This is a genomic window from Roseovarius ramblicola (assembly GCF_042430665.1).
In the GTDB taxonomy this organism is placed as follows: domain Bacteria; phylum Pseudomonadota; class Alphaproteobacteria; order Rhodobacterales; family Rhodobacteraceae; genus Roseovarius; species Roseovarius ramblicola.
In genome coordinates this window covers 13,828-31,571 of the sequence record NZ_JBHMEC010000003.1, presented here as the reverse complement: position 1 = coordinate 31,571, position 17,744 = coordinate 13,828, and the positions used below count along the sequence as shown (strand labels likewise).

Sequence of the window (17,744 nt, the reverse complement as noted above, 5' to 3'; positions counted from 1 at the left end):
TGCCGTCGTCAGTTGAGAAAACCCGGGGCGAAGAAGAAGAAGCCGTAGGCCACGATCAGGGCGGGTACCGCGGAATAGGCCGTCGCCAGCACCGCCGCACGCGGGTCGATCGCGATGGCCGGGAACAGCGCGTCGCCGTCGTTGGAGATGGCGTTGCCCACGAGCGCAGAGAACGGGATCAACCCGTTGATGTAGAGCGTCGTCACCAACACCTGCGGCCCACAGCCGGGTACGAATCCGATGAGCACACCGATCAGCGGCAAGAGCGGCGCGACCGTGGCGAACATCGCCTCGAGGTCGAGCCCGCCAAAGGCGGCGAGATACTCATAGGCCAGATAGGCGCCGATCACCCAGACCGAGATGAACGAGGTCTCCTCGGCCATGCGCGTGACCGGCGTGTCGGCGCTGTTGGTCATCGCCGTCAGCGACGAGGTGGCCCAGATGGCGAGACCGACGGCCGTACCGGCGAGCCCCACGGTGGCAACCGTGCTCGCGCCAAAGACGGCACCGATCTCGGCTCCCGTGAGCTGCGTGATCCCCATGACGAGGCCCGGCACCGCGACCGCCAGGAACGCCAGATCGCGACGCCGAAGCCGTCCGATGAGGGGGACGAGATCCCCGGTTTCCGCGCGGCGCGCAGTGATCGGGGCGAGCCGCAGCCCATCGATGAGCCAGCCCGACATGATCCCCACGGCAAAGGACATCGGCAGGACCACCGCGGCGACCTCGGGCCGCGTCGCGATCAGCAGGAAGGCCGCGTCGCCCATCGTTGCGGTCAGGGTCGCCACCACGGCACCGAAGCTCACGTTCCCGGAACTGTAGGCGGCCACCACGACGACGGCCCCGCCGCAGCCCGGTGTCGCCCCCATCAGCGCGGCCAGCGGCACCTGCGCCCCGCGCGCCGCGTTGAGCGCCGTGCCGATGTTGAACCGGAACAGCCGCTCGGATCCATAGAACAGCAGCAGCGTCGCGGCGACGAAGGCCGAGACCTGCACATAGGCATCCACCATCATCTCGCGCGTGACCGCGCCGAACGTCCCCGGCATCAGCGCGAAGGCCAGCAATACCAGCGCCACGAGAAGTCGCTTGGGGCGCAGCGGCTGCCCGAACCGGGCCGTTGGGGCGGAGTCGCAGGCGGCGCTGTCCATGCTCATTTCACGGTCCTTTTGTTGCGAATAATTATCAATTGCGGAAATAGGGGGTTGAAGCAGCCCCGTCAAGACCGAATAACGGGCGGCGCGGCGCGATGCGGCCCGCACCACCGCAGAGAGGCACGATGAGCGACACCGACCCTGCCCGCGATTTCATGGAGGCGCTGCCGCATGCGCGGGCGCTGGGCATGCGCCTCGTGTCGATGGGCAAGGGCAGGGCACGAATCGAAATGGATTACGCCGCGCGCCTCGTCGGCGACCCCGAGACAGGGGTGATTCACGGCGGCGCGGTGTCGGCGCTGATGGATACCTGCTGCGGGGCGGCGGCGATGAGCCATCCCGCCTCGCCCGGCGGCACCGCGACGATTGATCTGCGCATCGACTACATGCGCCCCGCCGTGCCGGGGCAGGCGATCCGTGCCGAGGCGGAGTGTTATCACGTCACCCGCTCGGTGGCCTTTGTGCGCGCGCGGGCGATGGATGACGACGCGGAACGCCCCGTGGCCACCGCCACCGGCACCTTCACCGTGGAGGGCGGATGATGGCGCGGCCCCGACCCGAACCGGTGCAGGTGGTCAAGCAACGCCGCGACGCCGCATTGAAGGCGCTGGTGGACGGCGTGCCCTATATCCGGTTCCTCGGCGTTGAATTCGAACGGCGCGGGGACGAGCTGACCTCGGTGATGCCATTCGACGAAAAGCTCATCGGCAACCCGCTCCTGCCGGCGCTGCACGGCGGCGCGACGGCGGCGTTTCTGGAAATCACGGCGATCATCGGGCTCAGTTGGTCGATGCTGTGGGAAGAGATCGAGAGCGGCGCGGTCGATCCCGAGACACTGACCGGTGGCCACCTGCCGCGGCTGCCAAAGACCATTGATTTCACTGTCGATTACCTGCGCTCGGGCCTGCCGCGCGATGCCTATGCGCGCGCGCAGGTCAACCGCTCGGGGCGGCGCTATGCCTCGGTCCGGGTGGAGGCGTGGCAGGACAATCGCAGCCGCCCCTTCGCGCAGGCGACGGGGCATTTCCTGATGCCGCGCCGCGATGAGTGAGACCACCCGCGCGGTCAGTCATGCCCGCGTCCTGAAGATCGCGCTGCCGATCGTGATCTCCAACGCCACGGTGCCGATCCTCGGCGCGGTGGATACCGGCGTGGTCGGACAGTTGGGGCTGGCCGCACCGATCGGGGCGGTGGGACTGGGCGCGGTGATCCTGACCGCGATCTACTGGGTGTTCGGCTTTCTGCGGATGGGGACCACGGGCCTCACGAGCCAGGCCGCCGGGGCCGGGCAGGCGGGCGAGGTGGCAGCACTTCTGACGCGCGCGCTGATGGTCGGGCTTGCCGGGGGCGCGGCGGTGATCGCGGTGCAGGTGCCGCTTTTCGCCGGGGCCTTCCTCCTCGCCCCGGCGAGCGACGAGGTAGAGGGGCTGGCGCGCGATTACATGGCGATCCGCGTCTGGTCGGCCCCGGCGATGATCGCGATCTTTGGCATGACCGGCTGGCTCATCGCGCAGGAGCGCACGCGCGCGGTGCTGGCCATTCAGGTGCTGATGAACGGGGTGAATGTGGCCCTCGACCTGTGGTTCGTGCTCGGGCTCGGCTGGGGGGTGGAGGGCGTCGCACGCGCCACGGTGATCGCCGAATGGGGCGGGCTGGGCCTTGGTCTTTGGTTCTGCCGCGATGCCTTTGGCGTGCCCGCCTGGCGCGACTGGCCGCGGGTCTTCGATCCGGTGCGGCTGCGGGTGATGGCAGCGGTCAACGGCGATATCCTGCTGCGGTCGCTGATGTTGCAGGCGGTGTTCGTGTCGTTCCTGTTCCTCGGCGCCGGGTTCGGCGACGTGACGCTGGCGGCCAATCAGGTGCTGATGCAGTTTCTCAACGTCACCGCGCATGCGCTCGACGGGTTCGCCTTTGCCGCCGAGGCGATCGTCGGGCAGGCATACGGGGCGCGCCGCCTCGCGGTGCTGCGGCGGGGGGCGCTGCTGACGAGCCTTTGGGCGCTTGGTGTTTGCGTCGGTATCGCGTCGGTCTATGCGCTGTCGGGCGGCGCGGTGATCGACCTGATGACCACCGCCCCGGAGGTGCGCGCCGAGGCGCGGGTGTTCCTGCCCTACGCGGTGGCAGCGCCGCTGCTGGGGCTGGCCCCCTTCATGCTCGACGGGGTGTTCATTGGCGCAACACGAACGCGGGACATGCGCAACATGATGGCGCTGAGCCTGCTGCTCTACGGGCTGGCGGTGGCGGTTCTGGTGCCGGCTTCGGGCAATCACGGGCTGTGGTTGGCGCTGCTGTTCAGCTTCGTGGCGCGCGGGGTCACGCTCGGGCTGCGCTACCCGGCGCTGGAGCGCGGGGTGGGGGCGGGACCGGCTGCGCCGTGACGGGCCTTGAGCGGACGCTGCAGTGAGCCGCGCCATCGCATGTCCGCGGGCAGGCGATCCGACGGTCTTTTCAGTGCACTTTATCCATCCATATCCGCAAAACATGCGATCGGCGCGCTGGCTGAGCCATATCGCCTGTCCGTCACGCCGAAGGCGTGCCGCGTATACCGGCGCACCTCCGGTGCGACGGGGCGTACATGCGATGGCGCGGCGGCCTTCGGCCTTGATTCCGCGCCGGGGCCAGGGAGGCGAATGGCAGGTACAGGCCAGCAGCCGCCCCCACCGGACAGCGCCCTCCCCGCTCAGTCCACGCTCCTGAGCCGTGAGCGCTGTACCAGCGCCACCGCGAGAAGTGGCGCGGCGACGGTGATCGTGCTCACCACGATGAGCAGGAGGCCAAGCTGGCTGTAATCGGCGGGCGTGGTGACGGCACCGGTCGCGGGGTCGGTCACCTCGCGGGTGACGACGAAGACCTGGTTGAGATACCTGGTCAGCAGCGAGCCCGCCGACAGCGCCAGATTGGTGAACGACGCCATCACCGCGAAGAACGTGGCCTTGAGATCGTCGGGCGCGTTGCGCGCGATCCACGCCAGCATCGGGATCATCGCGATCTGGCCCAGCGGCGATTCGAGCGCCGTGTCGAGAATGGCGATGAAGCGCGCGTCCACGACGCCGCCGGTGAGCGCCGACGTCACCTCCTGCACGCCGTAATAGAGCCCGATATTGGGCAGCGACAGAAGCCCCCCCGCGAGCGTCAGCAACACCACGATATAGACGATGGAATTGTTGGCCATGAGCGGGCGCAGGATCACCATGCCCGCGAGCGTCAGCAGCGAGGTGATGAGCGACAGGATCGACAGGAATTGCTGGTCGAACCCCAACTCGTCGATGGAAAACCAGGTGTAGCCGTCGCCGGGCCGGGGCACCGCGCGGAAGATGAAGATGATGAGCGCCGTGCCGATCAGCGTGCGCGCCTGCGCGACCGGCAGAACGGCGACAAGCTGGCGCATCAGGAGCAGCACGATCGCCAGCGAGCCCGCGAAGATGATCTCCTGCCCGTAGGCGATCTCGCTCAGGCCGACGGTGAGCGAGATGGCCACGAACCCGGCACCGCCGATGAAATACCACGGGTTGGGTTTGGTGTCCTCGCCCGGCCGCTCGAAGAGCGCGTCGGCCTCTGCCGGGTCGAGCCCACCGCGAATGAGGCCCCGCCGCGCGCGCCATTTCTGCACCCCCGCCAGCACCACGCCCGAGACCGAGACCAGCGGGATCGCCAGCGCGCTGAGATAGATCGTGGCGTAGACCTGACGCTTGCCCTCGGCGTCCAGCGCCTCGATGCCCGAGAACATGGTGATGTTGAGCGCCGCCACCGCCACCGTCCCGAGAATGAGGGCAAACCGGCCCAGCGTCTGCATGGTGGTGTGCAGTGCGCGCGACTCGTCCACCCCGATCTCGCGACCGTCGGCGTCGATGCGCGGCACCGCCTCGACCGACATGGCGTCGGCCACCACGTCCTGGATCACGAGGCCCGACGGCGCGAGCAGGTAGGACAGGATATACCATGCCGCCATGGGCATGATCGCGGTCATCATCCCGGTCTGCGTGAGCAGCAGGTACATGATCAGCACCGACAGCCCGATCAACCCTGCCCCGAGATAGACCAGCAGCCATTTCCACCGCCAGATGATGTCCACCAGGTGCCCCAGCGGCATCTTGAGCGCCCAGGGCAGCCCCGCCCAGAACGCCAGCCCGGCAAGATAGGCCGCCGACAGGTCGAGATACTCCTTGACGAAGAAGGTGCCGACGATCGCCGTCAGCCCCGAGAACCCGGCGGCGAAATAGACCATCAGCGGCGGCAGGAAGGTCCAACGCATCTGCCGCGCGAGGTCGAATACCACCGCGTCGATCCAGCCCTTGCCCGGCGCGGCGCTCATTCGGTGCTCCATGTCGCGGTGCAGGTGCCGAGCGCGCGGGCCACCGTGTCGAGCGTGCGTGCGGGCAGGGTGATCAGCATCTTGGGCGCGGTAACCGACAGGTTCAGCGGCCCAACCGTGCGGTTCGAGGTGCCGATGCGCCCGTCCGGGGCGAAATTGAGTCCGCCGATGGGCCATTCCAGCCCGTCGGACGCGCCCTCGACCGCGCCCATGGGAAACAGCGACACCCGGCAGCCCGGCTCCAGCGCGAGGTCGAGCACCGGCGGGCAGAGAAACATCAGGTCATGCGCCCCCAGCAGCACGCAGCGCCGATCCGCGTGGCGCACCAGCGCGTTGCAGGCGGCCATCTGGTGGTCGAGCCGGTCGCCGGTAAAGCCCAGCCCGATGATGAGCGGTGCCTCGATGTGGGCGAGACACTTCTCGAAATCGGTGCTGTCCTGATCGTCGAGCGCGTGCAGGATGTCATCCGCCAGGCGGGCACGGGCGGCGGCGCTGATGCTGTCGAAATCGCCGATCACCGCGCGCGGCGCGAGCCCGTTCGCGAGCGCGGTATCCGCGCCGCCATCGGCGGCCACCACCAGCGGTGCGAGGCGCAGCGCGGCCTCGAGATCGCCCTGCGCCACGCCCGCCCCGCCGATCAGCGTGATTGCCTCATTTTCGCGAACAATCATTTCCCAGCCGCCGTTATCGTTGCCTTAATATCCGCGATGACACAATCGGGCCATGAAATGATACAGTAAAGATCGAAGAATCGGGCGGCTTTGGTCGCGGATGGTATGGTAAACACTGGCATTGCGGGCAAGCAAAGTGAGCGTTTGACATGGTTGGTTCCAGCAAGATCCTGACGGTTTCCTACGGCACGTTCTCGTGCACTCTGGAGGGATTCGACGAGTCTTTCGAGACGATGAAGGCGATTGCCGAGTATTTTCGCGATCTTGCTGCCGATGACCGCTATTTCGGGGCCGAGCCGCCCACCCCCGATGCCGACATGCTGGCCCGCATTGCCGAGCGCGAGGTCGCGCGGCGGGTCGAGGCGCACGAGGACGGGGGGCGTATCGTCCTGCGCGCGCAGGATAATGCGGCGGCGGGCAGGGCGCTGGCCTCGGCGCTCGGCGCCGCGCCGGAGACGGCATTCGCCGCCGCATCCGGGGAGACGGACGGGCATACCGCCGGGCCGGGTCCTGTGCCAAGAGCGGGAGCCGGGCCGGGACCGGCTGCCGAAACGGAGACTGTGTCCGGGCCGGAAACCGCGCCCGATCCCGCGCCCGAGGCAAACGATGATCCCGAATCGGTGACTGCCGCCGAATCGGACGCCATGCCCGATACCGGCGACGTTGCCGGTGCGCCCGCGACGGCGGTGTCCGACGTTACGACCGCCGCCGGAGACGCTGCCGTGACGCTGGACGCGCTGGAGCCCGAGGGGCTCGAACGCGAGGAGGATGCCCTGGCACCGGACGCGGCCACCGGGGAGGACGCCGCTTCGTCACCGCTGCAACAGGCCGACGAGCCGGCCACGCTCGCCGCCGCCGCCACCCCTGCCGCCGAGGGCGATGCGCTCAGCGCGCGGCTCGACCTCATCCGCTCGGTGGTGGGCACGTCGGACAGCTATGACGAGGACGAGCACGCCCAGAACCTGACCGACACCGGGCGCGGCGAGCCGATCGCCTGGGACATGGCGGGCGAGGACGAGGACGACGACGCCGCGCTTGCCGGGGACGCGGCAACCACGGCAACCGGGGCCGGGGAAGACACCGTGACAGCCCCGGCGGACGCGGACGATGAGGACTGGACCGCGACCGGGGACAGCGACAGCGCGCGTGCCGTGCAGGAGGATAATCTGTTCGAGGACACGCTCGCCGCGCTTCTTGCCGACGCCACCCCGGTGGGCGCGCGGACACCGAACCCCGACGAGGACGACGGCGCGGAGCGCGGCGGGGCGGTCCCGCCGGAGACCGGTGCCCGCCCCGGTGCGCGCGTGTTCAAGGTGCGCCGCGCCGATGTCGAGACCGCGCATGCCGACGGGCTTCTCGACACGGCTGACGCGCCCGGCGAGGACACGGTCAACATCTTCGGCGACGAGACCGCCGGGCTTAGTCCCGAGGACGAGGCGGATCTGCAACGCGAGCTTGCCAGCCTCGATGCGGAGCTTGGCGACAAGATCGGGCCGGACAAGATCGGGCCGGAGGAGGCGGCAGCGATCGAGGACGCGCCCGGGGACATCGCGGACAGTCTCGCGACGGAACCGGAACCGGAACAGGACCCGACCGCCGCGCGGCCGGACACCGGCAAGCGCACGGAAGTGTCGCGTATCTTCGACGAGACCGACAGCCAGATGGCCGATCCCGGCTCGGTGCGCCGGCGCAACACGATCCAGCACCTGCGCGCCGCGCTCGCCGCCACCCGCGCAGAGAAGGCGGCGGGCAGCGATCTCGGGGAAAAGGTGGATACCACGCCGTATCGAAGCGATCTTGACGCCGCCGTAAGACCGCGCCGGGCGATATCCGCCCCGGACGCGCCGCGCAGCGCCCGCCCCGAAGAGCCGCGCCCGGCACCGCTCAAGCTGGTGGCCGAGCAGCGCGTGGATGACGGGCCGCGCAGCAAGGTGCGCCCCCGCCGGGTGACGACGCCGTCGCAGACCGGGGTGATCGAGGCGCAGAACAAGGACTTCTCTGCCTTTGCCGACGAACTGGGTGCGACCGGTCTGCCCGACCTGCTCGAGGCCGCGGCCGCCTATCTCGCCGATGTCGAGGGCCGCAGCCAGTTTTCGCGCCCGATGCTGATGGGCAAGCTGCGCGAGGTCGACGAGGACGGTTTTTCGCGCGAGGACGGGCTGCGCTCGTTCGGGCAACTTCTCCGCGAGGGCAAGCTTCAAAAGCTCTCGGGGGGACGGTTCTGCGTGACCGAAGAGACCGAGTTCCGCAGCGCCGCGCAGCGTCGGGCCGGGTGAGCGCCGGGGCCGGGCGGCGGGACCATCCCGCCCTTCGGGCGCGCAGTTCGCGCGCCACGCTCCAACTGTTTGATTTCGCATGTTCGGGGAGCTCAAAACCGGGTCCTGTTGTTGAGCAACATGCACTGGTGTCAGCCACCCGATGAACCGCTCCCGGTCCGCCTCTGGTGCGCGCCCGGTTGCGTGGACGACGGTCCGGTGGCAGGCGTGCGGTTCCTGGCAGGGGTCGTCATGAAAGGGGACGGATGGCCTGGAGCGGTCGTTGGGTGCTTGGTCCCGGCGCGGAATCAAGGCCGAAGGCCGCCGCGCCATCGCCAGGCCGCCCCGTCGCACCGGAGGTGCGCCGGTATACGCGGCACGCCTTCGGCGTGACGGACTGGCGATATCGTTAAGTATGCGCACCGATTACAGGTTTTACGGATGCTGAGACATAAAGTGCCCTGAATAACCGTCGGATCGCCAGCCCGGGGCCTGCCGATGGCGCGGCTCACTGCAATGTCCGCAACAGGCCAGAACCTGCCACAGCCCCGTTCCGCCCCAGCCCGCATGTCCGGCTCAAAACCGGCCTCTGACGGTTTCGCATCCGGGATGCAGGGCTCATGCCCCATACACCGCTTTCGTCGGGTATCTTGTGTCAGGTGGCAAACACTGGAGCGCGCCGCGTTCGGCCGCAGTCACGCGGGCACGCTCAAACTGCCTGGTTTCGCACGTTCAAGGAGCTCAAAAGCGGGTCCCGCTTTTGAGCAACATGCTCTAGCCGAACCGGCTCCACGCCGATTTCATGGCCGAGGCCATCTCGTCCCATGCCTTGTCGGCACCGGTCTTGAAATCCTGCCAGGCCTCGGCGCTTGCGGCCTCGATCTTGCGGTATTCGGCCTCCATCTCGTCGCGCCGTGCGCGCAGGTCGCGGATTTGGTCCTGGTACTTGCCCTGCATCTCGGCGGTGGCCTCGCGGGCCTGCGCCTGCAGCTTGTCGATCTCGGCCTGCCACTGGTCGAGCTGGGCCTGCAGTTTCTTTTCGTAGGTTTCCTTGTCCATGGTGCGTCTTCCTTTCGTCCGATTGAAGATCGTAGCACGGACCTATGCAGTCTTGCCAAATGTGAAAAGGGCCACCGGTTTCCCGGCGGCCCCTCCTTGTGTTCGGGGCGCGCTTACTTGAACTTCGCGATCTCGCCCGAGCGCAGCCGCGACATGTAGCTGTCGAGCTCGCGCTTGACGATCGGCATCAGGACGTAAAGCCCGATGATGTTGACGACCGCCATGGCGAAGATCGCGGCATCGGAGAAGTCGATCACCGGGCCGAGATTGGCGGCCGCGCCGATGACGACGAAGATGCAGAAGATCACCTTGAACACCAGTTCCTTGGTCTCGCCCTCGCCGAACAGGTAGGTCCATGCCTTGAGGCCGTAATAGGACCAGCTGATCATCGTCGAGAAGGCGAAGAGCACGACGGCGATGGCCAGCACGTAAGGAAACCAGCTGATCGCGCTGCCGAAGGCCGCTGAGGTGAGGCCGACGCCGGAGGTGCCGCCGACGGTCTGCACGGCGGTGCCCGCCTCGTTGAGCAGGTAGTTGCCATCCGGCCCGGCCACGAGCTGCCCGGTGATGACGATCACCAGCGCGGTCATGGTGCAGACCACGACCGTGTCGATGAACGGCTCCAGCAGCGACACGAAGCCTTCGGTGATCGGCTCCTTGGTGCGCACCGCCGAGTGGGCGATGGCCGCCGAGCCGACGCCCGCCTCGTTGGAGAACGCCGCCCGCTTGAAGCCCTGGATCAGCGCGCCGACCATGCCGCCCGCAACACCGAGCCCGGTAAAGGCCCCGGCGAAGATCTGCCCGAACGCCCAGCCGATCTGATCAGCGTTCATGGCGATGATGATCAGCGCCGTGCCGACATAGAGGATGCCCATGAACGGCACCACTTTCTCGGTCACCTTGGCGATGGACTTGAGGCCGCCGATGATCACCGCAAAGACCACACCGGCAAAGATCACGCCGGTGATCCAGCCCGGATAGTCGCCGACAATGCCGGAAATCTGCTGATGCGCCTGGTTGGCCTGGAACATGTTGCCGCCGCCCAGGGCGCCCAGGATGCAGAAGATCGAGAACAGCACGGCGAGGATCCTGCCGCCGGGCAGACCGCGTTCGGCGAAGCCCTTGGTCAGGTAATACATCGGTCCGCCCGAGACGCGCCCGTCGGGGTATTCGTTGCGGTATTTCACGCCCAATGTACATTCGGTGAATTTCGACGCCATGCCCATGAGCCCGGCGAGGATCATCCAGAATGTCGCCCCCGGCCCGCCAATGCTGACCGCGACGGCGACGCCCGCGATGTTGCCGAGGCCCACCGTGCCCGAAAGTGCGGTGGCGAGTGCCTGGAAATGGCTGACCTCACCGGCGTCGTTGGGATCGGAATAGTCGCCCTTCACCAGCGCGATGGAATGGCCCACGGCGCGGAACTGGATAAAGCCGAAATAGAGTGTGAAGACCGTGGCGCCCACCACCAGCCAGGCCACGATCCATGGAAAGGACGTACCGGGGAAATTCGAGAAAATCAGGCTGACGAACCAGCCGGTCGAGTTGGCGAATACCTGGTTCACGCGGTCGTCGAGCGAGGCCGCCTGTTCCTGGGCAAGCGCGGGTGCGGCGGCGAGCGCCATCCCCGCCGCGGCCAGTGCCGCGGAGAATGCGTTTTTGTTCATGTTCTTTATCCCTGTTGTTGAATCGCTCAAGGCACGATGGTGCAGGGCACCGGCGCGGTCTGCACCAGCGTTCCGGCGACCGAGCCGAAGATGCGCGCCTCGAGGGCCGAGTACCCCTCGCGCCCGACGACGATCTGAACGGCCCCTTTCTCGGTGGCGATCTTGCCGAGGATCTCGGCGATGTTGCCGTAGCGGATCACCGATTCCACCGGTACGCCGCTGTCGGTCACCTCGGCCACCACCGGTGCGAGCACCGCTTTTTCCGCGCGCGCCATCTCTTCGCGGCGGCGCATGTGCCGCTCTTCGAGTTCGGAGGGCGTGAGGAACGAGTAGGGCGACCATTCGAGCACATGCGCCAGCACGATCGTGCCGCCCTGTGCCCTGGCCCGCGAGACCGCGAACTCGAGTGCGCGGCGCGCCGCGACGCTGCCGTCGTAGCCGACGACGAATTTATCAGACATTTGTATATTCCCTCGTTGGTTGCGATATCCGGGCCCGAAGGCGGCCCGGTGGTCAAAATTAGCAGAGCCTCGCCTCACGATTGTCCCGAAATGACCCCGTTCGCAGGCCGAACGCGTCTGAATCCGGGCGTTTCGCGCGCCGGATGCAAGGAAATTCGAATTTGGGGCACCGCTGCCCTGCGGCATGCCGACGCGCGACGTTCAGTAGCTGTATTCGGCGTATATGCGGCTCAGGTCGCCCTGCCAGTCGCCGTGGTAGCGCTCCAGCAGTTCGTCGGCGGGGGTGCGGCCCGTCTCGACGCTTTCGCGCAGGGCACCCAGGAAATGCGTCTCGTCGGGGATCATGCCGCCGCCGCCGGCACAGGCGCGCGCCCTGAGGCCGGATTCGGAGATGTCGAGCGCCTCTCGTGCCAGGACGTGCATGTCGATTCCGTTCACCTTTGCCTGAAGCCCATCGACGCTGGCCGCGACGCGCAGGCCCTCGCGGGTTTCGGCGTCCCATGATTTGCAGAGTTCCCAGGCCGCATCGAGTGCGGATTGGTCATACATCAGCCCGACCCAGAACGCGGGCAGCGCGCAGAGCCTGCGCCACGGGCCGCCGTCGGCGCCGCGCATCTCCATGAATTTCTTGATCCGCGCCTCGGGGAAGATGGTGGTCAGGTGATCGGCCCAATCGCTGAGCGTCGGCTTCTCGCCGGGCAGGGCGGGCAGTTCGCCGCGCAGGAAGTCGCGGAACGACTGGCCCAAAGCGTCGATATACTGTCCGTCGCGATAGACGAAATACATCGGCACATCGAGCGCGTAATCGGCGTATTGCTCGAACCCGAAGCCCTCGTCGAACACGAACGGCAACATGCCGGTGCGGTCGGGGTCGAGATCGCGCCAGACCCGCGCGCGCCACGATTTGTGGCCGTTGGGCTTGCCCTCCAGAAACGGGGAATTGGCGAAAAGCGCGGTGGCAACCGGTTGCAGGGCGAGCGCCACGCGGAATTTCTGCACCATGTCCGACTCGGTCGAGAAATCGAGATTGACCTGCACGGTGCAGGTGCGGCGCATCATGGTCTGGCCCATGGTGCCGACCTTTTGCATGTAGCTGTCCATCAGCTTGTAGCGCCCCTTGGGCATCATCGGCATCTGGTCATGGGTCCAGACCGGGGCCGCGCCGAGGCCGATGAACCCCACGCCGACCTTGTCGGCGATGTCCTTCACATCGGCGAGATGTTCGTTCACCTCGTCGCAGGTCTGGTGGATGGTCTCCAGCGGTGCGCCGCTGAGTTCGAGCTGTCCGCCGGGCTCCAGCGACACGTTGGCCCCGTCCTTTTCCAGACCGATGAGCTTGCCGCCCTCCTCCACGGGGGTCCAGCCATGGCCGTCGCGCAGCCCTTCGAGCACGGCAAGCACGCTGCGCTCGCCCTCGTAGGGGATCGGCAGGAGCGTGTCCTTGCAATAGCCGAATTTCTCGTGCTCGGTGCCGATGCGCCAGTCGTCGCGCGGCTTGCACCCGCTTTCGAGGTATTCTGCAAGTTGTGCGTGATGTTCGATCGGCCCGCCGCCGGATTGGGGGATGGACATGCGCGGGCCTCCTGCGCGGTGTGCTTCGGTTTGGTGGCCAGAGTTGGCGGCATTCGGCGCGGGTGTCAATGCAGCCTTGGCCGCGCCCGTGCCTGTCCGGAACGTTCCCACAGCAGATGTTCGCCGGCCGCGGGACGGCGCATGGCCGCCACGATCTGCCCGCTGCGCAGCCCCGGCAGAGCGGCGAAGGCGTCGAAAAGCGCCTCCGCCCCTTCCGCGTCGAGCGGGATGTCCAGATCGGGCTGGCCGGGTTGCGACAGCCGCCAGCGGCGCGGCCCCTGCGCGTCGAGCGCGAGCGCGGTCATTTCCGACAGCGCCACCGTGCCGCCGGTGTGGGGCCCGAGATAGGCGATGAGCCCCTCGTCCACGACGACCACGCCGGGTCCGCCCGCGCCGGTGCGAAAGCGGCCGCGCTGCACCCCGGCCAGCACCAGCGCCAGCGCCGCCGCGATCAGCACCCAGCCCAGCCAGGGCACGATCCCGGCGCCGCCGATCACCCACCACAGCCCCAGCGCGACGGCCCCGGTCCCCGCCAGCACCTCGCGCCAGCGCCACAGCGCGGCGCGCGCCTGCGGGCGGATCAGGCTCATGACCAGTCCCCGCAGGCCGTTTGCCAAAGCGTCAGCGCGGCGACGGCGGCGGTATCGGCGCGCAGGATGCGCGGGCCGAGGGCCACCGGGTGCGCGAAGGGCAGGGCCGAGAGCCGGGCGCGCTCGGGCGGCGAAAAGCCGCCCTCGGGGCCGATGAGCACCGCCCAGGGCTGTCCGCGGCCCCCGGAAGGCAGGGCGCAGGCGCCGCCCGCGAGCGCCTCGTCGCAGAACATCAGGCGGCGGTCCGCGGGCCAGTCGGCGAGCAGCGTGTCGAGTTTGTGAAGGGCGGTCACCTCCGGCACGAAGGTGCCGCCGCATTGCTCGGCGGCCTCGACGGCGTGGGCCTGAAGCCGGTCCTGGCGGATACGCTCGGAATTGGTGAAATCGGTCTGCACCGGCACGATACGCGCCGCCCCCATCTCGGTGGCCTTTTCGACGATGAAATCGGTGCGCGCCTTCTTGACCGGCGCGAAGATGAGCCACAGGTCCGGCGGGTCGCGCTGCGGCGCGGTCTGTATCTCGCAGGTCAGTGTCCCGCCGCGCTTGCCCGCCTGCGCCACGCTGGCCCGCCACTCGCCATCGCGCCCGTTGAACACAGCGATGCCGTCGCCCGCCCCCAGCCGCATCACGCCAAAGAGGTAATGCGCCTGCGCGCGGCTGAGAGAGAGCGTTTGCCCTTCCCCCAGCGGGTGCTCTACACAGAGCCTGATCGTCGATCCACTCATGGGGCCAGCATATGAGCGCAGCGAACCGGACGCCAGAGGCCGAAGGCACCGTCGCCGACGCCTATCGGGGTAATTGGGTGGATCGCCGCGCCCCCGCCGCAGCGCGCCCCTACCTGCGGCTGAGCCGCGCGGACCGGCCGATCGGCACCTGGCTGCTGCTGTTGCCGTGCTGGTGGGGGCTGACGCTTGCGATGGTGGCCGACGGGCGCGCCGGCTGGCATGACGCGTGGATCCTCGTCGGCTGTGCCTTCGGCGCGTTCCTGATGCGCGGCGCGGGCTGCACCTGGAACGACATCACCGACCGCGATATCGACGGGTCGGTGGCGCGCACGGCGTCGCGCCCGATCCCGTCGGGGCAGGTGGGGGTGCGCTGCGCGCTGGCGTGGATGTGCGCGCAGGCGCTGGTGGCGTGTCTCATCCTGCTGACGTTCAACGCGGCGGCGATTGCGCTCGGGGTGCTCGCGCTGTTGCCGGTGGCGGTCTATCCGTTTGCCAAGCGGTTCACCTGGTGGCCGCAGATATTCCTCGGGCTGGCGTTCAACTGGGGGGCGCTGCTGGCGTGGACGGCGCATGCCGGGCGGCTGGAGACACCGGCGGTGCTGCTCTATTTCGCGGGGATCGCGTGGACGCTCTTTTATGACACGATCTATGCCCATCAGGATGCCGAGGACGACGCGCTCATCGGGGTGAAATCCACCGCGCGCCTGTTTGGCGAGGGGTCGCCGCGCTGGCTGCGGCGGTTCCTGGTGGCTTGCGTGGTCCTGATGATGGTGGCGGTGATCCTTGCCGTGCCCGCCGACCGCCCGGTTGCGATGGTCGTGGCGCTGTGCGGGGTCTGGGCGATGGGTCTGCACCTTTACGGGCAGTTGCGGCGGCTGCGGCTCGACGACAACGCGCGACTGCTGATGCTGTTCCGGTCCAACCGCGATGCGGGACTGCTGCCTGTGCCGTTTTTCGCCGTCGCGCTGCTGGTTTGATTGCGCTCGGCGCGCGCGGTGCCTAGAACGCCGGGGAGTGCAAGGATACGAGGCCCGGAGGCCATGCGCCTGTCGATGATTTTCGCAACTGCCGGGGCCTTTGCCGGGGCTGCCGTGCTGTCGGCTCTGGCCGCCGGGTATGCGGTGACCGCCGTCGAGGATGGCTCGCGCCACGCGGTGCGCGACGCGCTCTATTCGCGCGGGATGGACTGGGCGGAGGTGGGCACCAACGGGTTGCAGGTGTTTCTTGCCGGGACCGCGCCGGACGAGGCCGCGCGCTTTGCCGCGCTGTCGGTCGCGGGCACGGTGGTGGACGTGACCCGGGTGATCGACCAGACCGTGGTGGAAGAGACCGAGCCGCTGGCCCCGCCGCAATTCGCCATCGAGATCCTGCGCAACGAGCGCGGCATTTCGCTCATCGGTCTGGTGCCGGCCACGCTCGACCGGCAGGCCCTCATCGAGGAGATCGCCCGCGCGACGGACGGTGCGCCGGTGGCCGACCTGCTCGAGGCCGCCGACTATCCCGCCCCCGAGACCTGGCGGCCGGCGCTGCACCACGCGGTGCGCGCGCTCGGAGACCTGCCGCGCAGCAAGATCTCGGTGAGCGCCGGGCATGTCGCCGTCACCGCGATGGTCGACAGCGCCGGGGAAAAGCGGCGCATCGAAACCGATCTGGCGCGGGGCAGCCCCGAGGATGTGCGTCTCGCGCTGGACATTTCCGCGCCGCGCCCTGTGATCACGCCGTTCACGCTGCGCCTTGTCATCGACGGGCGCGGCGCACGCTTTGACGCCTGCTCCGCCGACACCGAGCAGGCGCGCGACCGTATCGTGCACGCCGCCGTAAAGGCGGGGCTGGAGGGGCGCGCCGACTGCGTGGTCGGCATGGGTGTGCCGTCGCCGAAATGGGCGCGTGCCGTTGAGCTGTCGATCGACGCGCTGGCGCGGCTCGGGGCGGGCAGTGTCACGCTGACCGATGCCGATATCGCCCTGCTGGCGGAGCCGGGTACCGATCAGGCGCTGTTCGACGATGTGGTGGGCGCGCTCGACGGGGCGCTGCCCGAGGTCTTCGCGCTCGACGCCACGCTGCCGCCGCCGCCCGACGAAAGCGACCCGGAGGCCCCGGAATTCATCGCCACGCTGTCGCCCGAGGGGCAGGTGCTGTTGCGCGGACGCGTCAGCAGTGCGCGAATGCGCGACACGGCGACGAGCCTCGCGCAGGCGCGCTTTGCCGGGGATGCGGTGCACGTTACGGCACGGGTGGCCGAGGAGCTGCCTGCCGGCTGGTCGATGCGTGTGCTGCTGGGCATCGAGGCGCTCGCCCATCTCGACAGCGGCGCCGTGAGGGTGACGCCCGATACCATCGGCGTGCGCGGCAAATCGGGACGCAAGGAGGCCGGTACCGCGATCGCGCAGCTTCTGGCCGACCGGCTGGGCAGCGGCGCGCGGTATGATCTCGACGTGAGCTATGTCGAGCAGCTTGACCCGGTGTCGCAATTGCCCACGCCCGAGGAGTGCGAGGCGCGCATCGCCGCGGTGCAGGACGAGCGCAAGATCGGGTTCGAGCCCGGGTCGGCGCGGGTCGACGGGACCGGGGCGGTGATCCTCGACGAGATCGCCGCGATCCTCAAGGAATGCGGCGAGATCCGCATGGAGGTGGCGGGCCACACCGACAGCCAGGGCCGCGAGGAGATGAACGCGCGGCTGAGCCTTGAGCGGGCGCGCGCCGTGCTGGACGAGTTGCGCCTGCGCCGGGTGCTGACCTCGGGGCTTGAGGCCGAGGGTTATGGCGAGAGCCGTCCCATCGCCGACAACGACACGGCAGAGGGCCGCGAGACCAACCGGCGCATCGAATTCCGCCTGATCCGGCCCGAAGCCGCCCCCGCGGAGCAAACGACCCTTGAAAGCACCGCGGATACAGTGGAGAAAGGGGCCGGGACAGGGGCCCAGGGCCAGGACATCACCGACGATGAACAGGACTGAATTCATCATCGCCACGGCCATCGTGCTTTTCGTGGCGTTTTGTGTGGGTTGGTTCGCCAACTGGCTGGTGCATCGCTTCGTGCGGGTGCAGGCGTCGGATGTGGGCGAGCTTGAACGTCTCGCGCAGGAATTGCACGAGGCCGAGGAGACCCGCGACCAGGCGATCACCTACCTGCAGCAGCGTGAGGCGGAACTGACCAACCAGATCAGTCAGACCGAGGCCGAGCTGTCGGCCACGATGGAGGGTCTGCGCGAGGCCCGCTATGAGGCCGAGCAGTTGCGCGCCCATCTCGACAGGGTCACGCGGGCTGCCGCCGAGTGAGC

16 protein-coding genes are annotated in these 17,744 nt (G+C 68.4%); 7 read left to right on the top strand and 9 right to left on the bottom strand.

What is annotated here, in order from left to right:
* Nucleotides 1-8: 8 nt before the first annotated feature.
* Nucleotides 9-1,154 (bottom strand): putative manganese transporter, encoded by a 1,146-nt coding sequence (locus tag ACFFU4_RS01725; protein ID WP_377066417.1) that lies wholly within the window; start codon nucleotides 1,152-1,154, stop codon nucleotides 9-11.
* A gap of 122 nt (nucleotides 1,155-1,276) precedes the next feature.
* Between ACFFU4_RS01725 and ACFFU4_RS01720 the strand changes: the two genes are divergently transcribed.
* Genes ACFFU4_RS01720 through ACFFU4_RS01710 form a run of 3 tightly spaced genes read left to right on the top strand, consistent with a single transcriptional unit; the run spans nucleotide 1,277 to nucleotide 3,529 of the window.
* On the top strand, nucleotides 1,277-1,693 hold the full coding sequence (locus ACFFU4_RS01720; protein WP_377066415.1) for a PaaI family thioesterase: 417 nt from the start codon (nucleotides 1,277-1,279) through the stop codon (nucleotides 1,691-1,693).
* Nucleotides 1,693-2,202, top strand: a complete 510-nt coding sequence (locus tag ACFFU4_RS01715) for a PaaI family thioesterase (protein ID WP_377066413.1) — start codon at nucleotides 1,693-1,695, stop codon at nucleotides 2,200-2,202. The genes ACFFU4_RS01720 and ACFFU4_RS01715 overlap by 1 nt, the downstream gene beginning before the upstream one ends.
* Complete coding sequence (locus tag ACFFU4_RS01710; protein WP_377066411.1) at nucleotides 2,195-3,529, top strand: MATE family efflux transporter; 1,335 nt, start codon at nucleotides 2,195-2,197, stop codon at nucleotides 3,527-3,529. The genes ACFFU4_RS01715 and ACFFU4_RS01710 overlap by 8 nt, the downstream gene beginning before the upstream one ends.
* 302 nt (nucleotides 3,530-3,831) lie before the next feature.
* Here ACFFU4_RS01710 and ACFFU4_RS01705 read toward each other — a convergent pair whose 3' ends face one another.
* Nucleotides 3,832-5,463: an MFS transporter gene (locus ACFFU4_RS01705; protein WP_377066409.1), complete on the bottom strand. Its 1,632-nt coding sequence runs from the start codon at nucleotides 5,461-5,463 to the stop codon at nucleotides 3,832-3,834.
* Nucleotides 5,460-6,134: a thiamine diphosphokinase gene (locus tag ACFFU4_RS01700; RefSeq protein WP_377066407.1), complete on the bottom strand. Its 675-nt coding sequence runs from the start codon at nucleotides 6,132-6,134 to the stop codon at nucleotides 5,460-5,462. Before ACFFU4_RS01700 ends, ACFFU4_RS01705 begins: the two co-directional genes overlap by 4 nt.
* A 149-nt stretch (nucleotides 6,135-6,283) precedes the next feature.
* Between ACFFU4_RS01700 and ACFFU4_RS01695 the strand changes: the two genes are divergently transcribed.
* Complete coding sequence (locus ACFFU4_RS01695; protein ID WP_377066405.1) at nucleotides 6,284-8,410, top strand: MSCRAMM family adhesin; 2,127 nt, start codon at nucleotides 6,284-6,286, stop codon at nucleotides 8,408-8,410.
* 753 nt (nucleotides 8,411-9,163) lie between these two features.
* Here ACFFU4_RS01695 and ACFFU4_RS01690 read toward each other — a convergent pair.
* The 6 genes from ACFFU4_RS01690 to ACFFU4_RS01665 form a co-directional block, all read right to left on the bottom strand.
* Entirely contained in the window at nucleotides 9,164-9,448 is a 285-nt protein-coding gene (locus ACFFU4_RS01690; protein ID WP_377066403.1) for a sll1863 family stress response protein, read from the bottom strand.
* A 113-nt stretch (nucleotides 9,449-9,561) separates the two neighbouring features.
* Nucleotides 9,562-11,115: an alanine/glycine:cation symporter family protein gene (locus ACFFU4_RS01685; protein ID WP_377066401.1), complete on the bottom strand. Its 1,554-nt coding sequence runs from the start codon at nucleotides 11,113-11,115 to the stop codon at nucleotides 9,562-9,564.
* Between the two features lie 26 nt (nucleotides 11,116-11,141).
* Nucleotides 11,142-11,576 (bottom strand): universal stress protein, encoded by a 435-nt coding sequence (locus ACFFU4_RS01680; protein WP_377066399.1) that lies wholly within the window; start codon nucleotides 11,574-11,576, stop codon nucleotides 11,142-11,144.
* Between the two features lie 201 nt (nucleotides 11,577-11,777).
* Nucleotides 11,778-13,148, bottom strand: a complete 1,371-nt coding sequence (locus ACFFU4_RS01675; RefSeq protein ID WP_377066397.1) for a glutamate--cysteine ligase — start codon at nucleotides 13,146-13,148, stop codon at nucleotides 11,778-11,780.
* Between the two features lie 65 nt (nucleotides 13,149-13,213).
* A complete protein-coding gene (locus tag ACFFU4_RS01670; RefSeq protein ID WP_377066395.1) occupies nucleotides 13,214-13,738 on the bottom strand; it encodes a hypothetical protein in 525 nt (174 codons plus the stop codon).
* Entirely contained in the window at nucleotides 13,735-14,463 is a 729-nt protein-coding gene (locus ACFFU4_RS01665) for a 16S rRNA (uracil(1498)-N(3))-methyltransferase (RefSeq protein ID WP_377066393.1), read from the bottom strand. Before ACFFU4_RS01665 ends, ACFFU4_RS01670 begins: the two co-directional genes overlap by 4 nt.
* Nucleotides 14,464-14,474: 11 nt before the next feature.
* On the opposite strand from ACFFU4_RS01665, the gene ubiA reads away from it, so the two are divergent.
* The 3 genes from ubiA to ACFFU4_RS01650 all read left to right on the top strand — a co-directional run bounded on the left by ubiA (nucleotide 14,475) and on the right by ACFFU4_RS01650 (nucleotide 17,742).
* Entirely contained in the window at nucleotides 14,475-15,440 is a 966-nt protein-coding gene (ubiA, locus tag ACFFU4_RS01660) for a 4-hydroxybenzoate octaprenyltransferase (protein ID WP_377066391.1), read from the top strand.
* Nucleotides 15,441-15,503: 63 nt separating this feature from the next.
* On the top strand, nucleotides 15,504-17,420 hold the full coding sequence (locus ACFFU4_RS01655) for an OmpA family protein (protein ID WP_377066390.1): 1,917 nt from the start codon (nucleotides 15,504-15,506) through the stop codon (nucleotides 17,418-17,420).
* On the top strand, nucleotides 17,407-17,742 hold the full coding sequence (locus ACFFU4_RS01650) for a hypothetical protein (RefSeq protein WP_377066388.1): 336 nt from the start codon (nucleotides 17,407-17,409) through the stop codon (nucleotides 17,740-17,742). The genes ACFFU4_RS01655 and ACFFU4_RS01650 overlap by 14 nt, the downstream gene beginning before the upstream one ends.
* Nucleotides 17,743-17,744 lie beyond the last annotated feature (2 nt).

Excerpts from the sequence above, each read along its gene's own strand:
- ACFFU4_RS01725 (WP_377066417.1), bottom strand. The coding sequence starts at position 1,154 with ATGAGCATGGACAGCGCCGCCTGCGACTCCGCCCCAACGGCCCGGTTC.
- ACFFU4_RS01720 (WP_377066415.1), top strand. The coding sequence starts at position 1,277 with ATGAGCGACACCGACCCTGCCCGCGATTTCATGGAGGCGCTGCCGCAT.
- ACFFU4_RS01715 (WP_377066413.1), top strand. The coding sequence starts at position 1,693 with ATGGCGCGGCCCCGACCCGAACCGGTGCAGGTGGTCAAGCAACGCCGC.
- ACFFU4_RS01710 (WP_377066411.1), top strand. The coding sequence starts at position 2,195 with ATGAGTGAGACCACCCGCGCGGTCAGTCATGCCCGCGTCCTGAAGATC.
- ACFFU4_RS01705 (WP_377066409.1), bottom strand. The coding sequence starts at position 5,463 with ATGAGCGCCGCGCCGGGCAAGGGCTGGATCGACGCGGTGGTATTCGAC.
- ACFFU4_RS01700 (WP_377066407.1), bottom strand. The coding sequence starts at position 6,134 with ATGATTGTTCGCGAAAATGAGGCAATCACGCTGATCGGCGGGGCGGGC.
- ACFFU4_RS01695 (WP_377066405.1), top strand. The coding sequence starts at position 6,284 with ATGGTTGGTTCCAGCAAGATCCTGACGGTTTCCTACGGCACGTTCTCG.
- ACFFU4_RS01690 (WP_377066403.1), bottom strand. The coding sequence starts at position 9,448 with ATGGACAAGGAAACCTACGAAAAGAAACTGCAGGCCCAGCTCGACCAG.
- ACFFU4_RS01685 (WP_377066401.1), bottom strand. The coding sequence starts at position 11,115 with ATGAACAAAAACGCATTCTCCGCGGCACTGGCCGCGGCGGGGATGGCG.
- ACFFU4_RS01680 (WP_377066399.1), bottom strand. The coding sequence starts at position 11,576 with ATGTCTGATAAATTCGTCGTCGGCTACGACGGCAGCGTCGCGGCGCGC.
- ACFFU4_RS01675 (WP_377066397.1), bottom strand. The coding sequence starts at position 13,148 with ATGTCCATCCCCCAATCCGGCGGCGGGCCGATCGAACATCACGCACAA.
- ACFFU4_RS01670 (WP_377066395.1), bottom strand. The coding sequence starts at position 13,738 with ATGAGCCTGATCCGCCCGCAGGCGCGCGCCGCGCTGTGGCGCTGGCGC.
- ACFFU4_RS01665 (WP_377066393.1), bottom strand. The coding sequence starts at position 14,463 with ATGAGTGGATCGACGATCAGGCTCTGTGTAGAGCACCCGCTGGGGGAA.
- ubiA (WP_377066391.1), top strand. The coding sequence starts at position 14,475 with ATGAGCGCAGCGAACCGGACGCCAGAGGCCGAAGGCACCGTCGCCGAC.
- ACFFU4_RS01655 (WP_377066390.1), top strand. The coding sequence starts at position 15,504 with ATGCGCCTGTCGATGATTTTCGCAACTGCCGGGGCCTTTGCCGGGGCT.
- ACFFU4_RS01650 (WP_377066388.1), top strand. The coding sequence starts at position 17,407 with ATGAACAGGACTGAATTCATCATCGCCACGGCCATCGTGCTTTTCGTG.